Genomic DNA, 19,633 nt, shown 5'->3' on the forward strand with positions numbered 1-19,633 from the left:
GCGGGTCCTGGGGCGGTCTTGACGTGGACGCCCGGAGCCGGACGAAACCACTGAGGTACACCTAAATGTACGTCAAACTCTCTCCCAGGTATTCCCCACCCGGGCGTGTTCGCTGCGTAGCGACCCGTCCGCGCCGAGTACCTGTGGACACTGTCGATGCGTGATGCTCACCACGGGTCACGGCTTCTGACGTCTGTGTTTTTGCTGACCAGAAGCGGTTTGTGGGAGTTTTGTGACGTAAGTGTCCTATGAGACGAGGCAGTTTGTGACTACCGATCTCGGGCAAACCGGACCCGTGAACGAACCCTACGCAACCCTTCCGTCCGTGCCGTACCTGTCGGAACCGGGGGCGGCCACAGCCACGAGCCTGTACATCGACGGTGAGTGGCGGGCGGCCCGCAACGGCCGGGTCCGGGAGATCCTGGACCCCGCGGACGGATCCGTCCTCACCATCGTGAGCGAGGGCGGACGCGCCGACGCCGAGGACGCCATCGCCGCCGCCCGGCGCGCCTTCGACCACGGCGAGTGGCGCGGCACCACGGCCGCCGAACGCGGCCGCGTCCTGGAGCGCATCGCCGACCTCCTCCAGCGCGACCGCCACGAGATCGCGGTCATGGAGTCGCTGGACACCGGCAAGACGATCGAGGAGGGCGGGATCGACGTCGACGACGTCACCAACGTCTTCCGCCACTACGCCGGCCTCGCCGACAAGGACGCCGGCCGGCTCGTCTCCGCGCCCGAGGGCGTGCAGAGCCGCGTCGTCTACGAGCCCGTCGGCGTCTGCGGCATGATCACGCCCTGGAACTACCCGCTGCTCCAGCTCGCCTGGAAGATGGCCCCCGCCATCGCCGCGGGCAACACCATGGTGATCAAGCCCAGCGAGATCACCCCGGTCACCACCGCCAAGCTGGTCGAGCTGAGCACCGAGGCGGGCGTCCCGGCGGGCGTGGTCAACCTGGTCCTCGGCAGCGGCCCCGACGCGGGCGCGCCCCTGTCCGAGCACCCCGACGTCGACCTGATCTCCTTCACCGGCGGCCTGGTCACCGGGCGCCGCATCATGGCGGCGGCCTCCCAGACGGTCAAGAAGATCGCCCTGGAGCTCGGCGGCAAGAACCCCAACATCATCTTCCCCGACGTGGACCTGGACACCGCCGTGGACTACGCGCTCAGCGCCGCGTTCTTCCACTCCGGCCAGGTCTGCTCGGCGGGCGCGCGGCTCATCGTGCACAACGACATCCACGACGCCTTCACCACCGAACTCGCCCGCCGGGCCGAGGCCATCCGGATCGGCCGCGGCCAGGTCGAGGGCGTGCGGTGCGGCCCGCTGGTCTCCGCCGAACACCGCGCCAAGGTCGAGGCCGCCGTCGCGCGCGGCGTCGAGGAGGGCGCCCGGATCATCGCGGGCGGCAAGCGCCCCGACGACCCCGAGCTGGCCGACGGCTACTTCTACCGCCCCACCGTCTTCGTCGACTGCGACCGTTCCATGGACATCGTCCAGACCGAGGTGTTCGGTCCGGTCGTGACGGTCGAGCGGTTCGAGACCGAGCAGCAGGCGATCGAGCTCGGCAACGACACCGACTACGGGCTCTCCGGCGGCGTGTGGACCGACGACACCGCGCGCGGTGAGCGCGTCGCCGCCGCCCTGCGGCACGGGACCGTCTGGGTCAACGACTACGGGCCCTACTTCCCGGGCGCCGAGTGGGGCGGCTTCGGCCAGAGCGGCGTCGGCCGCGAACTCGGCCTCGCCGGACTCGACGAGTACCGGGAGGCCAAGCACATCTATCGCAATCTCGCCCCCGAACCCCAGCGCTGGTTCGGCTAGGGCGCGTGTGGTGGGCGCCGCCCGTCGCGCAGCAGGGTATGTGTCCGCCACATACGCCCTGACCACCGCCCCGGACGGTCCGACCGCCCGGGGTGGTCGTTACCGGGGAGCGGAGCCGGCACGCCCGGGCCGGCTCCCCGGCATCCCCCAGAGCAGGAATTCACGAGAGGAACCAGGACGTGTCCGACAACCAGAGCACCTACGACTACGTGATCGTGGGAGGGGGGACCGCGGGTTCGGTGATCGCCAACCGGCTCACCGAAGACCCCGGCACCACCGTCTGCGTCATCGAGGGCGGCCCCGACGACCGCGACCACGAGAACGTGATCAAGCTCCGCGACTGGTTGAGCGTCCTCGACAGCGACCTCGACTACGGCTACACCACGACCGAGCAGCCGCGCGGGAACTCCCACATCCTGCACTCGCGCGCCCGTGTGCTCGGCGGGTGCTCCTCGCACAACACGCTCATCAGCTTCCGGCCGTTCGCCGAGGACCTGGACGAGTGGGTCGCCCTGGGCGCCGAGGGCTGGGACAACGCCACCGTCCAGTCCTACGCCGACCGGATCAAGTGCAACATCGTCCCGGTCGCCGAGAAGGACCGCAACGACATGGTCAAGGACTGGGTGTCCTCGGCCGCCGAGGCGGCGAACGTCCCCGTGATCGAGGACTTCAACGCCCTGACCTCGCACGGCGGCGGGTTCGCCGACGGGGCGGGCTTCCTGTCCATCGCCTACGACCCCTACACCGGGAACCGCTCCTCGGCCTCCGTCGCCTACCTGCACCCGATCATGGGCGTCCGGGACAACCTCACGGTCATGCTGGAGACCTGGGTGGACCGGATCGTCTTCGACGGCGACCGGGCCACGGGCGTCAGCGCTACCCTGAAGTCCGGTGAGCGCGTCACCGTCAACGCCCGCCAAGAGGTCATCCTGGCCGCCGGCGCCGTCGACAGTCCGCGCCTGCTCATGCTCTCCGGCGTGGGCGATGCCGAGGAGCTGCGTTCGGTCGGCATCGAGGCCCGCCACGACCTGCCCGGTGTCGGCGAGAACCTGCTCGACCACCCCGAGTCGATCATCATGTGGGAGACCGAGCGTCCGGTCCCGCGCGAGACGGTCATGGACTCCGACGCGGCCCTGTTCGTCCGCCGCGACACCAGCGACCCGCGTCCGGACCTGATGTTCCACATCTACCAGATCCCCTTCGACGACAACACGAAGCGGCTGGGTTATGAGTCCCCCGAGGACGGCTACGCGGTGTGCATGACGCCGAACATCCCCCGCTCCCGTTCCCGCGGCAAGCTGTACCTGACCAGCTCCGACCCGAAGGTCAAGCCCGCGCTGGACTTCCGCTACTTCACCGACCCCGACGGCTACGACGAGCAGACCATCGTCGACGGGCTCAAGATCGCCCGCGAGGTGGCCGCCACCGAACCGTTCCGCTCCTGGATCAAGCGCGAGGTCGCCCCCGGCCCCAAGGTCCAGACCGACGAGGAGCTGTCCGAGTACGGCCGCCGCGCCGCGCACACCGTGTACCACCCGGCGGGCACCTGCAAGATGGGCGCCGCCGACGACGACACCGCCGTGGTCGACCCCCGGCTGCGCGTCCGGGGCCTGCGGGGCCTGCGGATCGCCGACGCCTCCGTCTTCCCGACGCTGCCCACGCCCAACCCCATGGTGATGGTGCTGGCGCTCGGCGAGCGTGCCGCGGACCTGATCCGCGCCGATCGTGTCGCCCGGAAGGAGGGGGCCTGATGAGCGCACAGACGGCCGAGGCGGCCGGACCGCGGGGCGGCGGCTCCGACGTCACCTTCTCGGTCCGCAACCTGTGGAAGATCTTCGGGAAGAACGCCGACAAGGTCGTCGGCACCGAACTGGAGAACGCGGACCGGGACCGGATCAGGGAGGAGACCGGCTGCACCGTCGCCGTGCGCGACGTGTCCTTCGACGTCCACCCCGGTGAGATCTTCGTGGTCATGGGCCTGTCGGGGTCGGGCAAGTCGACCCTGATCCGGTGCCTGACCCGCCTGATCGAACCGACCTCGGGCCAGGTCCTGCTCGACGGTGAGGACATCGAGGAGGCCAGTCCGCAGCGGCTGCGGGAGCTGCGCCGCCACAAGATGGCGATGGTCTTCCAGCACTTCGGCCTGCTGCCCAACCGGAAGATCATCGACAACGTGGCCTACGGGCTGGAGGTGCGCGGGATGCCGCGCCCCGAACGCCACGCCCGGGCCCGCGAGATGATCGAGATGGTCGGGCTGACCGGGTACGAGAACTCCCGCCCGAGCCAGCTGAGCGGCGGCATGCAGCAGCGGGTCGGCCTGGCCCGCGCGCTCGCCGTCGACCCGCAGGTCCTGCTGTTCGACGAGCCGTTCAGCGCCCTGGATCCGCTGATCCGCCGCGACATGCAGGCCGAGGTCATCCGGCTCCAGCACGAACTCGACAAGACGTCGGTGTTCATCACCCACGACCTCCAGGAGGCGCTCAAGCTCGGCGACCGCATCGCCATCATGCGCGACGGCGAGCTGGTGCAGGTGGGAACGCCGGAGCAGGTGGTCGGTCGGCCGGCCAACTCCTACGTCGCCGACTTCACCTCCGACGTCGCCCGGACCACGGTGCTCACCGCCCGGTGGCTGGTCCGCGACGCCTTCCCCGACGAGCGCACCGACGGCCCGATCTGTCAGGCGCGCACCGTCCTGGCGGAGGTCCTGCCGATGCTGGCCGCCACCACGGCGCCCGTGCGGGTCATGGACGGGGACACCTTCCTCGGGTACGTGGGCCGCGACGACGTGCTGCGGGCGATCGCCGAGGACCAGCTGGCCGACGCCACGGTCGCGGCGGCCATCGAGGAGGAGGCCGTCGAGGAGGTCGGCGAGCAGCCGCCGGGCGAGGCGCCGGGCGCGGACACCCGGCCGTCCGGGGCGGGCGCCGACACCGGAGCCGGGGAGGAGCCCGGGACGGGGCGGACGGGCGGCACGGCCGCGCCGGAGACCGCCGACTCCTCAGACGAGGGCGACTCCTCGCGGAAGGGCGGCTACAACGGCCCCAGCGGCTACAAGGGGCACGGCGGTCCGGCCCCGACCGGGGACGGTGGGTGACATGGCCACGGTGACCAGGTCGGACTCCGGTCAGACCACCGGGAACTCGGCCGACGGCAACCCCCTGACGTGGACCTGGCTCCAGGCGGTCATCGCGATCGCGGTGCTCGTCGCCGGATACTGGGTGAGCCGCGCGCTGGGCCACCCCGGATGGTCGGGGCCCTTCCCGACCGACGTCGGCGAACGGTTCATGGCGTGGATGGACGACCTCTACATGTGGATCGTCCTGAACCGCAACGAGAGCCCGCTCTTCCTGTACGGGTTCAACTACGTCTCGGTGGGTCTGGGCTCGGCGGTCGTGCTGATCGACCAGATCCTCGACTTCCTCACCTGGGTGGGCGTCACCGTTCTCGGGACGCTCGCCGCCTGGCGGATCGCCGGATGGCGGGTGGCCCTGCTCGTGCTGGCCACGTTCGCGGTGTTCGCGCTGAGCGGGCTGTGGAACGAGTCGATGACCACGCTGTCGCTGATCATCGCCTCGGTCCTGGCCGCCCTGGTGATCGGTCTGCCGCTGGGCGTCCTGGCTGGGCGCAGCGAACGGTTCTACCGGGGCATCCGGCCGGTGCTGGACTTCATGCAGATCATGCCCGCCTTCGCCTACCTGCTGCCGTTCGTGCTGTTCTTCGGTATCGGCAACCCGGCGGCGGTCGTGGTGACGGCGGTGTACGCGATGCCGCCCGCGGTGCGGATCACGGCCCTGGCCATCCGCGAGGTCGACAAGGGGGCGATCGAGGCGACGACGTCGCTCGGCTCCACCCCCTGGCAGGTCCTCACCAAGGTGCAGCTCCCGATGGCGCGGCGCACCATCCTGCTGGGCGTCAACCAGACCATCATGCTCGCGGTCTCCATGGTCGTGATCGCGTCGGTCATCGGCGCGGGCGGCCTCGGCGACGCGATCTACCAGGCGCTGGCCAAGGTCAACGTCGGGCAGGCGTTCCAGGCCGGTGTCGCGATCGTCATGCTGGCGATCGCGATGGACCGGGTGACGGGCGCGGTCGGGCACGGCGCGCACACGCCACGGATCGCGCCGCGGTTCCGGCTGCCGGTGCTCGGCGCCGGTCTGGCGATCGTGATCGCCTCGGTCGGAATCGCGCGCTTCCTCGACGTGGACGGATGGCCGCGTGAGCTGTCGATCGACATCAGCGACCCGGTCAACGCCTTCAACGACTGGTTCGAGGCGGTGGCGGGCGGCTTCACCGCGGCCCTGGGCACCGTGACCCAGAGCTTCGTGATCAACCCGCTGACCGCAGTGCTCACGGGGTCGCCCTGGTGGCTGGTGGTGCTCGTCGCCGCCGCGCTGGGGTGGATCTTCGCCGGGACGCGCACCGCCGTGATCTCCGGCCTGTCCTTCGTCGCCGTCGGGCTGCTCGGGGTGTGGACCGAGGCGATGGACACCCTGGCGCAGGTGCTGGTCGCGGCGCTGGTGACGATCGTCCTGGGCGTGGTCATCGGCGTCCTGGCCTCGCGCAGCGACGTGTTCGCCGCGATCCTGAAGCCGATCCTGGACGCCATGCAGACCCTGCCGCCGTTCGTGTACCTGATCCCGGCGGTGGCCTTCTTCGGCCTGGGGCCGGTCCCGGCCCTGGTCGCCGCGGTCGTCTTCGCCCTCCCGCCGGTGATCCGGCTGGTCAACGACGGCATTCGCGGGGTACCGGCGAATACCCTGGAAGCCGGGGTGTCGCAGGGTTCCACGAAGTGGCAGCTGCTCACCAAGGTGGAGCTGCCGATGGCGCGCGGGTCGCTGCTGCTCGCGGTCAACCAGGGCATCATCCTCGTGCTGTCCATGGTCGTCATGGGCGCGCTGGTCGGCGCGGGAGCGCTCGGCTTCGGCGTCGTGTTCGGCCTGGCGCAGAACCAGTTCGGCCTGGGTATGGCCTCCGGCCTGGCGATCGTCTGCCTGGGTCTGTTCCTGGACCGCGTGACGCAGGGAAGGAGGGCACCCCGTGCCTAGGTTCATGAGGAAGGGCGCCCTGATCCGCCTGTTCGCCGCGGTACTGGCCGTGGTGTCGGTCAGCTCCTGCGCGGTGCGCACGGACCAGGTCGCCCGGGACCCCGACACCGTGCGGATCGCCGTCAACGGATGGGTGGGGTACGAGGCGAGCGCCGAGGTTCTGGCGTACATCCTCCGCGAGGAGATGGGGTACGAGGTCCAGCTGATGCGGGTCGACGAGCAGCCCGCGTGGCAGGCGCTCGACCAGGGCGTGCTGGACGTCATCGTGGAGAACTGGGGCCACGAGGACCTCATGGAGCTCTACGGCCCGGAAGGGAAGGGCACGGTCGTCGACGGCGGCCCCAACGGCAACGAGGGCGTGATCGGCTGGTACGTCCCCGCCTACCTGGCGGAGGAGTACCCGGAGATCACGACCGTGGAGGGGCTGAAGGAGCACACCGACCTGTTCCGGACGCCCCAGACCGGCGACAGCGGCGAGTTCCTCGCCGGGGCGCCCGGGTTCGTCACGCAGGACCAGGGGATGATCAACGCGTTCGACCTGGACCTGGAGATCGTCTACGCCGGGTCGGAGGCGTCCCAGATCACCGAGGTCCGCCGCCGGTACGCCAACGAGGAGCCGGTCCTCTTCTACTTCTACGACCCGCAGTGGCTCCAGGACGAACTCGACCTGGTCCGGGTGGACTTCCCGGACTACTACGAGGGGTGCGACGACGACCTGGCCTACGTCGACTGCGACTACCCGACCTACGAGCTGAACAAGATCTTCCGGGCCGGGTTCGTGGAGACGGGGGACCCCGCCTACCAGTTCCTCGACAACTGGACGTGGTCCAACTCCGACCAGAACGCCGTGGCGCGGATGATCGCGGACGAGGGGCTCGACCCCTCGGAGGCGGCCGAGATCTGGGTGAAGGAGAACCCCGACGTGTGGCGCGACTGGATCCCCGAGGGGTACGAGGGGCGCTGATCCGGACCGATGGCCGGGGTGGGGAGACCCGCCCCGGCCATCGTCGTCCGGTCACGGTCGGTCACCGATGTGACTCATGGTGACGGTGTGTCAGTGGAATGTTTCTGTTAGAGCACGACCGCCTCTGCGTCGGGTGATCAGGCGGCGGAAGGCCAGCCGTTCCACGCCGCCCCGGGCCACGTCCCCGGTTCCCCTTCGGCGCGCGGACCACCGCACGCCGAGCCGCGCGCGCCGGCCGCGCCCCCACCGGGTCAGCGGCGGGGGCGTTCGTACCGCAGCCTCCGGTACACCCAGTACACGTTCACGCACGCGCCCGCCAACCCGGCGCCGAGCAGGACGACCAGCCACGTCTCGTCCGTCAGCAGAGCCGCGGCGACCACTCCCGCCAGCAGCACCAGGGCCCCGAACACCGCCAGTACCATGCGGAACCCCAGCGCGCTCGCGGGCCGGTCGTGGCTGCCCAGCGGGCCCTTCAGACTTCCCCGCCGCATGGCGTCCTCCCTTCGCGCCGTCCGTGTCCGTTCTACCGGCGCGCCGTCGGGCGGACGCAGCGGCCCCGCTCGACGGGCCCCGCACCCCACCCCTACCCGCCCTGGGGCGGTCCCCCCTCGGGATCGGGCGCCACGTCCAGTGCGGGGCTGCCGAAGGGCCGGGCCATCGGTCCGCCCCAGTCGCGGAAGACCGGGCAGCGCGGGGCGGGAGCCGCGTCGAGGAACCGGTTCGCCTCCTCGTAGAAGGCCGCGCTGGTCGGCAGGTAGGCGTGCGGTGCGCGTACCGGGCAGGCGTTCCGGTCGACCGGCAGCCGCCACCCGGAGGGCATGAGCGGCAGGTCACCGGTGGAGACCACGCTGAGCGAACGCGTGCGTTCCGGCAGCGGGAGCGCGAGGATCGCGGCGGGGGCGTCGGTGGTGCCCAGCAGCTCGTAGCCCGCGGGGGAGTCGGTGTCGAAGGTGAAGTCCACCGCGCGGCTGAGGGGGGTCAGCACCCGGAGCAGGTCCGATGCGGGGCGGCCGGGCCCCGGTTCGCCGAGGGGCCGGTAGCCGCCGGTGCTCTCGGGGAGGGGCCCACCAGGATGAGGGCGTCCACCCGGGGGGCCGCGCCGGTGGCCACGGACCGCCACGCGATCCACGCCCCCTGCGAGTGCCCCGCCACGACGAGCGGGCGCGGCAGGTCGTCGGTCTGCTCCGCGAACGCCCGGACCTGCTCCTCGACCGGTCGCTGGGTGTGCGCACTGACGTAGGGGGCGCCGGTCCGGATCGGACAGCGCGCCAGCCTTCGGGGCTGGCCGTCGCCCGGTCCCGCGTAGGAGAAGTAGTACGTCTGGTCGCAGCCGTAGCCGAGCAGGTCGGTGCGGGTCCGGAAGGCGTCTCCGACGCCGGAGTACGAGTCGATTCCGGACATCAGCAGGATCGACCCCTCCCGGGGGCGGGCGGGATCGGGAGGGTCGGTGCCGCGTGTGGCGACCCACGCCCAGGACAGTAGGGCGAACGCCACGGCGACCGCCGCCAGACGGCGGAGCCCGCCGGGCCGCGCGGGGCGGGCCAGGGCGGTGACGGCGACGGCGGTGGCGGCGGCCGAGACCGGGACGAGCGCGACCGTCAGCCCCGGGAACAGGTCGGCGAGTACACCGATCCCGACCACCGCGACGCCGTAGGGCAGCATCACGCCCACCCGGAGACCGTCGCGCCAGGCGCGGGCCAGGGTGTCACGGACCCGTGGACCCGTTCGCCAGGGCAGCGGGGCGAACAGGAAGGCGAGTACGGCGACCGCGACGAGCCCGCCCCAGAACAGGCGCGCGTACAGGAGGGTGCCCGCGATGTACACGGCCTCGGCCGCGAGCAGCATGGGCGGGAGCAGGACCCCGTAGAAGGCGGCGGCCAGGGCCAGCCGCTCGCGGGTGAGCCCGCCCGTCATCAGGGCCAGGACGGTGACGCGCACGGCCAGGACCACGGCCAGGAGGAGGGTGAACGACACGGGGCCGGTGGTCGTGGTCAGCAGGACCCGCAGGTCGCCGAAGAGGTCCAGCGGCGGTAGCGCGACGAGGTGGACCAGGCCCGGCCAGGTCGGTAGGACACCGGCCGCCGCCAGGACGGTGACGGCCAGGGTGAGCGGTACCAGGGGCAGCCACGGGGGGAAGACGTCCCGGCTCCTGGGGAGAGCTTCCACCCGCACGCGCGTCACCCCCTCGTCCCATCCCTACCCATGCGGCTGGGTTTCAGATATCCCAGCAAATCCCTTCAATTCGGACTAAAGGAATTCTTCTGGCGGTGTCCAGGAATGGGAACGTCCGTTTCAAACAAGGGGCCTGAGCTGGGATGGCGTCCGGTGGGGTGAACTCTTCCGGAACTGTCTCGCGAAAAAGTTCGCCCCCACTCCCCCGCATCCTCTATTCTTCTTTCCAACACAACTGAAAACTCGGAAGACCCCGCGACGGTTGACTACCGCCCGGGGTCGTGGCCAGCAACCAATCCACCTTTAACGCAAAGGAATTGCCAGCATGCGCGATTATAGCGCTGCCTTCTTCGCCCTGCTCGCGGCGTACGTGAAGGCGCTGTTCACCCCCGCACGCGGTCGCCACTCGGCCGCCGCCCGCCGTCGCCGCTCCACCCGGGTCCGCCGCTACGCGCCGCTCCCCGCCCCGGCCGAGGCCGGTACGCCGCCGACCCCGAAGCCCGCTCCCGTGCCTGTTCCCGCGCCGCGTCTGGCGCCGCCGCGCGAGAGCGTCCCCGCCGACGAGATCGCCCTCGTCCGCCCCTACTACGTGTCCCACGAGCGCGACCTCGACCGGGTCCAGGCCGAGGCGACCGCCCGTCTGCACGCCTGGATGCCGAAGCAGCCCCCGCCTCCGGGGGACCTGCTCGCCGCCCCCGTGGAGCCCCGGCCCGGCGAGTTCGACGAACTCGCCGCGCTGGTCCGCACCTGGAACGACCAGCGGGCCCGGCGGTGTGGGGCGGTGGCGGCGTGAGCACCCTGGACATCATCCTGCCCGGCCTCTGGTGGCCCTACCGTGGCTACGCCGGTGACCTGTCCGAACTCGCCAGGGTCCGTGCCGACCTCGGCCGTGACCTGGTCGGGTTCGACCCGGACCTGGTGGACACCGTCCAGCTCGTGGTCAGCGAGCTCGTGGCGAACGCGGCCAAGTACGCCCGCCCGGGCGGCGAGGTCGTCCGCACGATGTGCCTGACCGACCCGCGCACGCTGCGCGTGACGGTCAGCGATCCCGGCGGGCCCAACAGCCCCCGCATTCCCACGGAGCGCACCGCCGACGAGTGGGACCTCGCCGAGGGGCAGCGCGGCCTGCTCCTGGTGGAGAGGCTGGCCGCCGACTGGGGCTGCCACGCCTTCCCGGAGTGGTCGGGGTACTTCACCCAGGTCTGGGCCGCCTTCGACGTCGGTTCCGGCTGAGTGGGACACACCGGTGCCCCGTGAACGGCTCCGTCCACGGGGCACCAGGGGCGGCAGACGAGAGAACTCAGGTCACCCCGGGTGAATTCGGCGGGACGATTGGGGAGGACGGCAAAGGCTTCAGCCTCTACCCTGACGGTGCGAGCCGATGGGAAGGGCGGAGCTATGCCCCACGGTAAACCAGTGGCCACAGGGGTGGCCGTGGCTATACGGGAGCTACGCGGACACCTGGGCTGGTCTCAAAGTCGGTTGGCGGACGAGGTGTGCCGGGTGAGCGGCCGGGACACCGTCACCCGCGAAACCGTCTCCCGCTGGGAGAACGGCAAACGCACCCCGACCCGCTACCACCTGCGCCACCTCGCCGCAGCCCTACAGGTGCCCCTCGAAGCCTTGGAGACCGACCCTGTGGATCGTCGTGCTTTCCTCACATCCATAGCCGGTACCGCCGTTGCGCCCCTCGTCGCGTCCGACCTGGTCGAACGCGGCTTTGAAGCGGCCCTGACCGGGCGTGGCCCCGACTGGGACGCCTTGGTGGACTCCTACGGTCGCGACTATATGACCGCTGGGGCCGCGCAGATCCAACAGCGGTTGGCCGGGGACTTGGTCGTGTTGCAACGGCAGTTGGACACCCCCCACGCGTGGGCGACCGCGTCCCGTCTGGCGACCCTGTTCGCCAAGACGTTCCCCGGCTCCGACGGGGTCAAGGCCGTTTCGTGGTATCTGCGCGCCGCCGAGTTCGCCGACCGTGCCGACGATCGCGAGGCCCGCGTGTGGGTGCGCGGCCGTGCCGCTATCGCCCTCGGGTATGAGGGGGCCGCCCTGGACGACGCCGAACGGTTCGCCGACCAGGCCCTGGCCATCGACGATCGCCCGACCCTGGGCCGACTCAACGCCATCATGGGCAAAGCCCACGTGTCAGCGATCCGAGGGGACGCCGACACCGCCCGCGAGTTGGCCGAGGAGGGTCGCCGCACGTTCGACGCGGCCGCTTCCGACGACTCCGAGGCATCCGATTACGCCGTTCCCTACTGGCGGATGAATGTGTTCCTGTCCCTCCTGTCGGCGCGGTTGGGAGACGAACGCGACGCCTTGGTCGCCCAGGAGGAGGCGTCTCGGCACCTACCGCCGACTCTGCCCCGGTTCCGCACCCACCTGGACATGCATCGGGGGTTGATGCTCGTGCGCGCCGGAGACCGGCGCGGAGGTGTGGCCCACGCTCACGCCGCGTTGAACCAGCTCCCACCGGAAAAGCATTCGCTGACGTTGCGGATGTTGATGGACGAGATAGAAGCCCGGTAACCACCCAGAAGTCGGGTTTGTGGGGTGGTCGCGCGCGTGGCCACCCTCGCGGCCACTCCCCGTCGCCCACCAGTCGGGTGATGGTGGTCACATGGACAGCTCAACCGCCGCTACCTCGACACGGCCCACGCTCCCGGGCCAGCCCATCCCGTCCGCCCAGCTTCGTCCCAGCGACATCGTCGTCATGCCCGACGGTCGGATCCGAGCCGTCACGGCGCTTCGTCGCACCCAACCTGGCACCATCCACGTTCGCTTGGGCGGCACCTGGTACGCCTACCAGGCTGACCAGACGCTCACCGTAGCCGACCGGGGGCGACGGTGACAGATCGGAACGTTCCCCTCGCCGCACTCGCTGAGATTCATACGGAGTGGGACATCCAAGGGCTTCCCGATGGCGCGTGCCTCGCGGTGCACCGGGGCGACCGGGGCACCGTCATCCGCGCCGACAGCGCCGAAGTTCTGGGCACCAGGCTCTGGACCTGGCAGGCTCGCCGATCCCTGGACACTCCGACCCCCTGAGGAGGGAAAACCCATGACCCCCGAGTTCCGTCCCTCCAGCATGTGCCAGTACAACCGGCGCAACTACTGCGTTGAGGTGGCCACCAACCTGACAGGCAAGGTGCTCGTCCGTAACTCGTCCACCGGAAACACCGTGGAGTTCGACGACGAGGAGTGGACCACCTTCCTGGACGGCGCGAAGAAGGGCGAGTTCGACGTCAAGCGATGAGGACACCTGTCCGGAGTGTTCGGGACCGGCCGTGGCCGATCCCGAACACCGGGACATGGTTCTGTGCGCGCAGTGCGGCCAGGTGAAGCGAAGGACACCGACCTGCCAGGGGTTCCGCAACCTGTGGAACGTGACGCGGCGGGGCGATGCCTGGCACTATCGGCACTGGCGCTGACTCACACCACCGCCCTCGGCCACCGGTCGGGGCTGTCAGCGGGTGACGCTGGCGATCAGCGTGACCCACTGGTCGGTGTCGAAGGCCAGGGAGCCGTGTTCGCGGTGCTTGGTGTCGCGCACCTCCGCGCCGTTCTCGTGCTCGCGCACCTCTACACACTCAGACCCGCTCGGGCTGTAGCTCGATTTGTGCCAGTCGTTCACGCCATCATCTCCTTCATCTTCACCACGGATTCGCGGGGCGGTAGAGCGGAACCCAGCACCCGTGTGAACCGGGTGGTCATCCGTTCCACTCCCGTGGGGTCGGAGTGGATGACGACACCTCGGTTGTGCTCGCTGGCCGTGACCACCCGCCCATCACGAAGGCGGAAGACGGACATCGGTGAGACCAGGCCGATCACGGTTCGGTCAGGGATCAGGTGAGCCTCCACCCGGCCGCCACTGATCATCTTCAACAGGTGCTCCACTTGGTCCCGACGAACATCGTCGGGCAGGCAGGCCAGTGCCCCCAGCGGGAACACCGCTGTCACCCACGGCGACCCATTCTTGGCGAGCGCATCGTACCTTCCGCTACGTGTGGATACCTCACGTTTGATCTCCACCTCCGTTTCCGGGAAGCGGCCTTCTCTCAGCATGAGCGCCATGTACGACGGGCACTGGAGCAAGCCGGGTATCACCCAGGGGGAACCGAGTTCGATGGTGTGGGACCCCTGCTCCAGTTCCGGGATGGAGTCCTCCCACGGCTTCAACAAAGACCCCGTCATCGCTACCTGCCACAGGTGCACCAGGTGATTCCGGGTCCCCAACACCTCATCCAGCCGTGCGACGTTGTCCCAACTGGGGAGGTGTTTTCCCTGCTCCCATTTGGTGATCAGGCCAGGAGAGCACGGGATTCTTCGGGCCAACTGAGCCTTGCTGAGGCCCGCGTTGTTGCGTGCGATCGTGAGCGCTGTGCAAAAGTCGTTGCCCTCCATGTCACGGACTTTACGAAGCTTGCACGAGCGGGTCATTGAGTCGCGACACACCGTTACCGAGGTGTGAGCTGGGCTACATGACGAAGCCCAGCACCCCCGAACAGGCCGCCCTCACCGACATCCGACGTGCGCATCCCGGCTGGAGAATCCAGCGGGCCTACGACGGCGGCCCCGCCTGGATCGCCGTGCACGGACCCGACGCCGACGACGTCGTCCGTGCCGACACCCTCGAAGTCCTGGGCGTGCGCCTGCACCTGACCCGGTACGTGCCCCGCCCCAGGTCGGAGGCGACGCCATGACCCGCCACGCGGTCGCCTACATCGGAAACTCCCGCTGGCTCGTGGACGGCCGGGAGGGCGACTGGGACCAGTGCCACCGCTACCTCACCCGGATCTGCGAACTGCGGCACTCCACGACCAACGAAGCCCTCGCGAACGCCCTGCGGATGGACCGCGCCCGCTGGGCGGACGTCGCCAACGAACACGATCACGAATCCCGGTAGAGGAGAGGACCTCATGGCCAAGTGCGGATCCTGCGACGGCAAGGGAAGCTTCATCATCCAGAGCGATGGCGAGAAGAAGGGGTGGGGTAAGGACAAGGAGATCGTGACTTGCTCCGACTGCAACGGGACCGGAGAGAAGAAGTGAACCTCAACGATCAGCACGACGCGCTCGTGGCCGATCTGGACACCCCCGAGGCGATCCGAGCGGCGTTCTCCGCCCATCCTCGGCATCGCTACATCCCCGAGCAGATCCTGGCCCAGCCGACACAGCCCCCTGTTGACGTGAATGCCGACCCCGAGACGTGGGCGAGCCTCGTCTACCAGTCCGACGCGGTGATCACGCAGGCCGATCCCACCGTCAAGGGTTGGGCCACCTCATCATCGTCGGCACCCCAACTCATGGCGGACATGATTGACGCCGCGAGGATCAGGCCGGGTATGCGGGTGCTGGAGATCGGCACCGGCACGGGATGGAACGCTGCGATCCTGTCCACTCTGGTCGGCCCTGCGGGTTCGGTCACGAGCGTGGAGATCGACCCGGACGTGGCCTCCGCCGCCCGTGAACGCCTGGCCGGAACCAGGGCGCGGGTCATAACCGGCGCTGAAATCCCTGACACGGACGTCTATGACGCGCTCATCGCCACCTGCGCCGTATCGGAGGTGCCGGTGGACTGGCTCGACCGGGTCAAGCCCGAGGCGACCATCGTCGCCCCCTGGACTCCGGACCGCACCTCGAACAGCACGCCCGTCGTGGCCCTGCGCAAGTCCGGGTGGACGTGCGCCCGTGGGCCGTTCGTTCGGGAAGCCTCGTTCATGAACAACCGCACCCAGCGCCCTGGCGACGTGCCTTTCCCCGGGATGGGGTGTGAGCCCGAGGAGGTGTCACGGTTCGTCGTCACCTCCGAGGAGCTCCTCGACTCCGACCTGATGACACCCCTGATGCTGATGCTGCCCGGGGTGCGCTTGGGCGTGGGTATTCGACCCTGGGAAGGCGGGCATGGCTGGATCGTCTACCTCGGGACCCCGGACGGGTCGTGGGCCTACCTCTGGCCGGACGGCACGGTGCACAGCGGGGGCCGGGAGAACCTGGTCGAACGGCTCGGGAAGGCGTACGAAACCCTCAGGAGTGTTGACGGGGTGGACGTGACGGCGTTCTCCCTGGAGGTCAGCCCGCCGAGCAGGGTGTGCCACGTGCGTTCGCCGTTCGGCGAGTGGGAGCATCGCGTGGCCTGAGGGTGACAGGCCCACCTCGTCGTCGGCGCCGCATCTGCCGATATTCCTCCTCCGGTGCTACCGGTGAAACTACGGTGAGGACATGTCTGCTGAGCGGTCTCTCGAAGAGCACTTCGCCGAGTACGGCGAACCCACGGAGGAAGCGCAGGCCAGGGTCCGGGAGGCGATCCAGGCCACGGGCATCGGGAGTTCCGTCCCGATCGAGGACGCTCAGGCGCATCAGGCGGCGCTCGCCTACCTCGACGGCTTGGAAGAAGGTGGGTGGATGAGTAGCTACCGGAGTTGGCGGGGGAGCGGTCACCTGGAGCGGGCGATCGAAACAGGGGACGGGGCCGAGGTGTTCGAGGCCGGGGTGGCACGACTCCGGGCAGCGAACGTCCACCGGATCACGATCACCGGACTCCGGCGCGACGCGGCCGCCGTCTTCGACCAAGTGGCGCGCGGGGAAACCTTCGCGGTCACCGGGGACGACGGCCGAGCCGTTCCCCCGTGACACGGCGGAGCGGGGGAGCCCGGTGGGCGCCCCCGCTCCTCTCGTCTCCGGGTGCTACACGCCGTCCATCAGGGCGGGCAGCGTGGCCTCGTAGGCGGTGCGCAGGTCCGCCAGCGGCACCTCGACGGATCCGCCCGGGTGGGTGACCACCAGGGCGTCGCCGCCCACCGCGCCGATCTCGGTGACGGGCACGCCGTGCTCTGAGGCCAGCGCGCGGAGCGCCTCGGTGTGCTCCGGGGCCACCGCGACCACGGCGCGGGCGCCGGACTCGCTGAACAGGGCGGTGAACGCGTCGCCGTCCACGGTCACGCGCACGCCCCGGCCGCCGCGCAGCGCCGACTCGGCGAGCGCGACCCCCAGACCGCCGTCGGACAGGTCGTGGGCGGCACTCACCAGGCCGCGGTCGGCGGCGGTGGCCAGCACCTCGCCGAGTGCGGCCTCGGCGGCCAGATCCACCCGGGGCGGCAACCCGCCCAGGTGGCCGTGGACCACGTCGGCCCAGGCCGAACCGCCGAACTCCGCACGGGTCTCGCCCAGCAGGAACACCGTGGCGCCGTCGGTGTCGAAGGCCGACCGCAGGCGGTCGCGGACGTCGTCGATCACGCCGAGTACGCCGATCACGGGCGTGGGGTTGATCGCCACGTCGCCGGTCTGGTTGTAGAAGCTCACGTTGCCGCCGGTCACCGGGGTGCCCAGCTGCTGGCAGGCGTCCGCCAGGCCCCGCGTGGCCTCGGCGAACTGCCACATGACCCCGGGGTCCTCCGGGGAGCCGAAGTTGAGGCAGTTGGTGACCGCCAGCGGGCGGGCGCCCGTGGCGGCGACGTTGCGGAAGGCCTCGGCGTAGGCCGCCTGGGTGCCTGCGTAGGGGTCCAGGCGGGTGTAGCGGCCGTTGCCGTCGGTGGACAGGGCCACGCCGCGGTGCGAGTCGTCGGACACGCGGATCATCCCGGCGTCGTGCGGGGCCGAGACGACCGTGTCACCGCGCACGTAGCTGTCGTACTGCTGGGTGACCCAGGTGGGGTCGCCCACCCCCGGAGCGCCCAGCACGCGGAGCAGCTGGTCGCGCAGCTCGGCGTCGTCGACCGGGCGGGGCAGCGCGGCGGCGTCGTCGGCCTGGAGCGCGTCCTGCTCGGCGGGACGGGCGTAGGGGCGCTGGTAGACCGGACCCTCGTCGGAGGCGGTCCGCGGCGGCATGTCCACGACGGTCTGACCGTGCCACGTCATCACCAGGCGGCCGCCGCGCTCGGCCTCCTCGGGGGTGACCTCGGTGACCTCGCCGATCTCCGTGGCGAGGATCTGCCACTTGGCGCAGATGGCGAGGAACTCGTCCATCTTGGCCGGTTCGACCACCGCCATCATGCGCTCCTGCGACTCACTCATGAGGATCTCCTCGGGGGTGAGCCGGGGGTCGCGCAGCGGGACGCGGTCGAGCTGGATGTTCATGCCGCCGGTGCCGCCCGCGGCCAGCTCCGTGGTCGCGCAGGACACACCCGCCGCGCCCAGGTCCTGGATGCCCACGACCAGGTCGCGGGCGTACAGCTCCAGGCTGCACTCGATGAGCAGCTTCTCCATGAACGGGTCGCCGACCTGCACGCTGGGGCGCTTGGCGTGCGACTCGTCGTCGAAGCTGGCGCTGGCCAGGACGGAGGCGCCGCCGATCCCGTCCGGGCCGGTGGTGGAGCCGAACAGGACCACCTTGTTGCCCGGGCCGGGAGCCTGGGCGAGCTTGATGTCCTCGTGCCGCATCACACCGACGCACAGGGCGTTGACCAGCGGGTTGGCGAGGTAGCCCGCGCCGAAGCCGATCTCGCCGCCGATGTTGGGCAGCCCCAGGCAGTTGCCGTAGAAGGAGATGCCCGAGACCACGCCGGGGAGCACGCGCTTGGTGTCGTCGGCGTCGGCGGGACCGAAGCGCAGCGCGTCCATCACGGCGACCGGACGGGCGCCCATCGTGAGGATGTCGCGGACGATGCCGCCGACCCCGGTGGCCGCGCCCTGGTGCGGTTCCACGTAGGAGGGGTGGTTGTGCGACTCGATCTTGAACGTGACGGCGCGTCCGTCGCCCACGTCCACGACACCGGCGTTCTCACCCATGCCGACCAGCAGGGCGTCGCTCTCGGGGGCCTTCTCCCCGAACTGGCGCAGGTGCACCTTGGAGGACTTGTAGGAGCAGTGCTCGCTCCACATGACCGAGTAGATCGCCAGCTCGGAGGAGGTGGGGCGGCGGCCCAGGATCTCGCGGACCCGCTCGTACTCGTCCTTGGCCATGCCCAGCTCGGCGTAGGGCTGGGGGGTGTCCGGGGTGTCGAGCGCCGTGGCGACGGTGTCGAGACCAGGTACTTCAGACATGCGTGGTTCCGTTCGGGATGTGCGGGTGTGAGCCGGGCCGCGGCGTCCGCCGACCGGCGCGGAAGGTCGTGGTCAGGGCAGGACTCAGGATGCGGGTTGGACGGCGTTGCCGAGCATGAGGAGCGCGGTGGCCTCCTCCGCGTCGTGGTCGGAGGAGTCGGCGACCAGGACGTCCCCGTCACTGAGGATGGTCTCGCCCAGGGGCACGTCGTCCGGGGACTCCGCGCCCTCCGGGAGCAGCTGCCCCCAGTTGGCGTCCAGGAGGTGGTGGTAGACCGACTCGATCGCCTCCTCGGAGTCGGCGGCCGGAGCGCCCTCCTCGGCGACGACCCGCACCAGGCGCACGCACTCGGCGGTCGTGCACTGCACGTCCTCGTCACCGGAGACGTAGGACAGCCCCTCCGGGGGGTCGCCCAGCACGTCGACGTCCGGCGCCTCCAGCCGCTCCGGCGCCTGGGCCGCCCCCGAGGCGGGCGGCTCGGGCGACGCCGTGGGCACAGGGGCGCGCAGGGCGTGGAACAGACCGAGCGCGCCGGAGACGACCAGGCCGACGACGAGCGCGACGGCCAGTGCGATCGTGAAACGGCGGGAGCGCAGCAGCGCCATCATCGCGAGGTTCGTCCCCCTGTCCGTGTGCGGGTCCGTC

The 19,633-nt window shown here is 70.3% G+C and carries 22 protein-coding genes; 15 read left to right on the forward strand and 7 right to left on the reverse strand.

Annotation, left to right across the window (positions count from 1 at the left end; all coding sequences use genetic code 11):
• Window positions 1-295 precede the first annotated feature (295 nt).
• The 5 genes from DVR05_RS13955 to DVR05_RS13975 all read left to right on the forward strand — a co-directional run bounded on the left by DVR05_RS13955 (window position 296) and on the right by DVR05_RS13975 (window position 7,831).
• On the forward strand, window positions 296-1,822 hold the full coding sequence (locus tag DVR05_RS13955; protein ID WP_116246312.1) for an aldehyde dehydrogenase family protein: 1,527 nt from the start codon (window positions 296-298) through the stop codon (window positions 1,820-1,822).
• Between the two features lie 179 nt (window positions 1,823-2,001).
• A complete protein-coding gene (locus DVR05_RS13960; RefSeq protein ID WP_116246313.1) occupies window positions 2,002-3,573 on the forward strand; it encodes a GMC family oxidoreductase in 1,572 nt (523 codons plus the stop codon).
• Window positions 3,573-4,916: a glycine betaine/L-proline ABC transporter ATP-binding protein gene (locus tag DVR05_RS13965; protein ID WP_116246314.1), complete on the forward strand. Its 1,344-nt coding sequence runs from the start codon at window positions 3,573-3,575 to the stop codon at window positions 4,914-4,916. Before DVR05_RS13960 ends, DVR05_RS13965 begins: the two co-directional genes overlap by 1 nt.
• A gap of 1 nt (window position 4,917) precedes the next feature.
• Complete coding sequence (locus tag DVR05_RS13970) at window positions 4,918-6,867, forward strand: ABC transporter permease (RefSeq protein ID WP_369974536.1); 1,950 nt, start codon at window positions 4,918-4,920, stop codon at window positions 6,865-6,867.
• Window positions 6,868-6,871: 4 nt separating this feature from the next.
• On the forward strand, window positions 6,872-7,831 hold the full coding sequence (locus DVR05_RS13975; protein ID WP_116246316.1) for an ABC transporter substrate-binding protein: 960 nt from the start codon (window positions 6,872-6,874) through the stop codon (window positions 7,829-7,831).
• A 251-nt stretch (window positions 7,832-8,082) separates the two neighbouring features.
• On the opposite strand, the gene DVR05_RS13980 is transcribed toward DVR05_RS13975, so the two are convergent.
• The 3 genes from DVR05_RS13980 to DVR05_RS13985 all read right to left on the reverse strand — a co-directional run bounded on the left by DVR05_RS13980 (window position 8,083) and on the right by DVR05_RS13985 (window position 10,003).
• A complete protein-coding gene (locus tag DVR05_RS13980; RefSeq protein WP_116246317.1) occupies window positions 8,083-8,322 on the reverse strand; it encodes a hypothetical protein in 240 nt (79 codons plus the stop codon).
• A gap of 92 nt (window positions 8,323-8,414) precedes the next feature.
• Window positions 8,415-8,816 (reverse strand): hypothetical protein, encoded by a 402-nt coding sequence (locus tag DVR05_RS27030; RefSeq protein WP_198659181.1) that lies wholly within the window; start codon window positions 8,814-8,816, stop codon window positions 8,415-8,417.
• A complete protein-coding gene (locus DVR05_RS13985) occupies window positions 8,810-10,003 on the reverse strand; it encodes an alpha/beta fold hydrolase (protein ID WP_198659182.1) in 1,194 nt (397 codons plus the stop codon). Before DVR05_RS13985 ends, DVR05_RS27030 begins: the two co-directional genes overlap by 7 nt.
• Window positions 10,004-10,328: 325 nt before the next feature.
• On the opposite strand from DVR05_RS13985, the gene DVR05_RS13990 reads away from it, so the two are divergent.
• The 5 genes from DVR05_RS13990 to DVR05_RS14010 all read left to right on the forward strand — a co-directional run bounded on the left by DVR05_RS13990 (window position 10,329) and on the right by DVR05_RS14010 (window position 13,262).
• Window positions 10,329-10,796, forward strand: a complete 468-nt coding sequence (locus tag DVR05_RS13990) for a hypothetical protein (protein ID WP_116246318.1) — start codon at window positions 10,329-10,331, stop codon at window positions 10,794-10,796.
• Window positions 10,793-11,236: an ATP-binding protein gene (locus DVR05_RS13995; protein WP_232832137.1), complete on the forward strand. Its 444-nt coding sequence runs from the start codon at window positions 10,793-10,795 to the stop codon at window positions 11,234-11,236. The genes DVR05_RS13990 and DVR05_RS13995 overlap by 4 nt, the downstream gene beginning before the upstream one ends.
• Window positions 11,237-11,401: 165 nt before the next feature.
• The gene (locus DVR05_RS14000) at window positions 11,402-12,535 is read left to right on the forward strand and encodes a helix-turn-helix transcriptional regulator (RefSeq protein ID WP_232832138.1); all 1,134 of its coding nucleotides are present in this window, start codon (window positions 11,402-11,404) and stop codon (window positions 12,533-12,535) included.
• Window positions 12,536-12,626: 91 nt separating this feature from the next.
• Window positions 12,627-12,857, forward strand: coding sequence for a hypothetical protein (locus DVR05_RS14005; protein WP_116246320.1), 231 nt, complete (start codon window positions 12,627-12,629; stop codon window positions 12,855-12,857).
• A gap of 210 nt (window positions 12,858-13,067) precedes the next feature.
• Window positions 13,068-13,262 carry a DUF397 domain-containing protein gene (locus tag DVR05_RS14010; protein ID WP_116246321.1) on the forward strand — a complete coding sequence of 65 codons (195 nt, stop codon included), beginning with the start codon at window positions 13,068-13,070 and terminating at the stop codon, window positions 13,260-13,262.
• Between the two features lie 210 nt (window positions 13,263-13,472).
• Here the strand turns inward: DVR05_RS14010 and DVR05_RS14015 are convergent, their stop codons facing one another.
• Window positions 13,473-13,640: a DUF397 domain-containing protein gene (locus tag DVR05_RS14015; protein WP_116246322.1), complete on the reverse strand. Its 168-nt coding sequence runs from the start codon at window positions 13,638-13,640 to the stop codon at window positions 13,473-13,475.
• Window positions 13,637-14,410, reverse strand: coding sequence for a helix-turn-helix transcriptional regulator (locus DVR05_RS14020; protein ID WP_198659183.1), 774 nt, complete (start codon window positions 14,408-14,410; stop codon window positions 13,637-13,639). The genes DVR05_RS14015 and DVR05_RS14020 overlap by 4 nt, the downstream gene beginning before the upstream one ends.
• A 77-nt stretch (window positions 14,411-14,487) precedes the next feature.
• Here DVR05_RS14020 and DVR05_RS14025 point away from each other — a divergent pair, with 77 nt between their 5' ends.
• From DVR05_RS14025 to DVR05_RS27410, 5 genes are all read left to right on the forward strand, one after another.
• Window positions 14,488-14,709, forward strand: a complete 222-nt coding sequence (locus DVR05_RS14025) for a hypothetical protein (RefSeq protein ID WP_116246323.1) — start codon at window positions 14,488-14,490, stop codon at window positions 14,707-14,709.
• Entirely contained in the window at window positions 14,706-14,912 is a 207-nt protein-coding gene (locus DVR05_RS14030) for a hypothetical protein (RefSeq protein ID WP_116246324.1), read from the forward strand. Before DVR05_RS14025 ends, DVR05_RS14030 begins: the two co-directional genes overlap by 4 nt.
• A gap of 13 nt (window positions 14,913-14,925) precedes the next feature.
• Window positions 14,926-15,057 carry a hypothetical protein gene (locus DVR05_RS27740; RefSeq protein WP_255423088.1) on the forward strand — a complete coding sequence of 44 codons (132 nt, stop codon included), beginning with the start codon at window positions 14,926-14,928 and terminating at the stop codon, window positions 15,055-15,057.
• A complete protein-coding gene (locus tag DVR05_RS14035; protein WP_116246325.1) occupies window positions 15,054-16,145 on the forward strand; it encodes an rRNA adenine N-6-methyltransferase family protein in 1,092 nt (363 codons plus the stop codon). Before DVR05_RS27740 ends, DVR05_RS14035 begins: the two co-directional genes overlap by 4 nt.
• A gap of 82 nt (window positions 16,146-16,227) precedes the next feature.
• The gene (locus tag DVR05_RS27410) at window positions 16,228-16,638 is read left to right on the forward strand and encodes a hypothetical protein (protein WP_232832139.1); all 411 of its coding nucleotides are present in this window, start codon (window positions 16,228-16,230) and stop codon (window positions 16,636-16,638) included.
• A gap of 54 nt (window positions 16,639-16,692) precedes the next feature.
• Here DVR05_RS27410 and purL read toward each other — a convergent pair whose 3' ends face one another.
• Window positions 16,693-18,987 (reverse strand): phosphoribosylformylglycinamidine synthase subunit PurL, encoded by a 2,295-nt coding sequence (gene purL / locus DVR05_RS14045; RefSeq protein ID WP_116246326.1) that lies wholly within the window; start codon window positions 18,985-18,987, stop codon window positions 16,693-16,695.
• A gap of 84 nt (window positions 18,988-19,071) precedes the next feature.
• Window positions 19,072-19,596 carry a hypothetical protein gene (locus DVR05_RS14050; RefSeq protein ID WP_116246327.1) on the reverse strand — a complete coding sequence of 175 codons (525 nt, stop codon included), beginning with the start codon at window positions 19,594-19,596 and terminating at the stop codon, window positions 19,072-19,074.
• Window positions 19,597-19,633: the final 37 nt, after the last annotated feature.

Origin of the sequence: Nocardiopsis sp. FIRDI 009 (assembly GCF_003386285.1) — a bacterium.
Classification (GTDB): domain Bacteria; phylum Actinomycetota; class Actinomycetes; order Streptosporangiales; family Streptosporangiaceae; genus Nocardiopsis.

Coding starts and splice junctions, on each gene's coding strand:
- DVR05_RS13975 (WP_116246316.1), top strand. CDS start 6,872: ATGAGGAAGGGCGCCCTGATCCGCCTGTTCGCCGCGGTACTGGCCGTG.
- DVR05_RS14025 (WP_116246323.1), top strand. CDS start 14,488: ATGACGAAGCCCAGCACCCCCGAACAGGCCGCCCTCACCGACATCCGA.
- purL (WP_116246326.1), bottom strand. CDS start 18,987: ATGTCTGAAGTACCTGGTCTCGACACCGTCGCCACGGCGCTCGACACC.
- DVR05_RS13970 (WP_369974536.1), top strand. CDS start 4,918: ATGGCCACGGTGACCAGGTCGGACTCCGGTCAGACCACCGGGAACTCG.
- DVR05_RS14000 (WP_232832138.1), top strand. CDS start 11,402: ATGCCCCACGGTAAACCAGTGGCCACAGGGGTGGCCGTGGCTATACGG.
- DVR05_RS13980 (WP_116246317.1), bottom strand. CDS start 8,322: ATGCGGCGGGGAAGTCTGAAGGGCCCGCTGGGCAGCCACGACCGGCCC.
- DVR05_RS14020 (WP_198659183.1), bottom strand. CDS start 14,410: ATGGAGGGCAACGACTTTTGCACAGCGCTCACGATCGCACGCAACAAC.
- DVR05_RS27740 (WP_255423088.1), top strand. CDS start 14,926: ATGGCCAAGTGCGGATCCTGCGACGGCAAGGGAAGCTTCATCATCCAG.
- DVR05_RS14030 (WP_116246324.1), top strand. CDS start 14,706: ATGACCCGCCACGCGGTCGCCTACATCGGAAACTCCCGCTGGCTCGTG.
- DVR05_RS14005 (WP_116246320.1), top strand. CDS start 12,627: ATGGACAGCTCAACCGCCGCTACCTCGACACGGCCCACGCTCCCGGGC.
- DVR05_RS13965 (WP_116246314.1), top strand. CDS start 3,573: ATGAGCGCACAGACGGCCGAGGCGGCCGGACCGCGGGGCGGCGGCTCC.
- DVR05_RS14050 (WP_116246327.1), bottom strand. CDS start 19,596: ATGATGGCGCTGCTGCGCTCCCGCCGTTTCACGATCGCACTGGCCGTC.
- DVR05_RS13990 (WP_116246318.1), top strand. CDS start 10,329: ATGCGCGATTATAGCGCTGCCTTCTTCGCCCTGCTCGCGGCGTACGTG.
- DVR05_RS27410 (WP_232832139.1), top strand. CDS start 16,228: ATGTCTGCTGAGCGGTCTCTCGAAGAGCACTTCGCCGAGTACGGCGAA.
- DVR05_RS14010 (WP_116246321.1), top strand. CDS start 13,068: ATGACCCCCGAGTTCCGTCCCTCCAGCATGTGCCAGTACAACCGGCGC.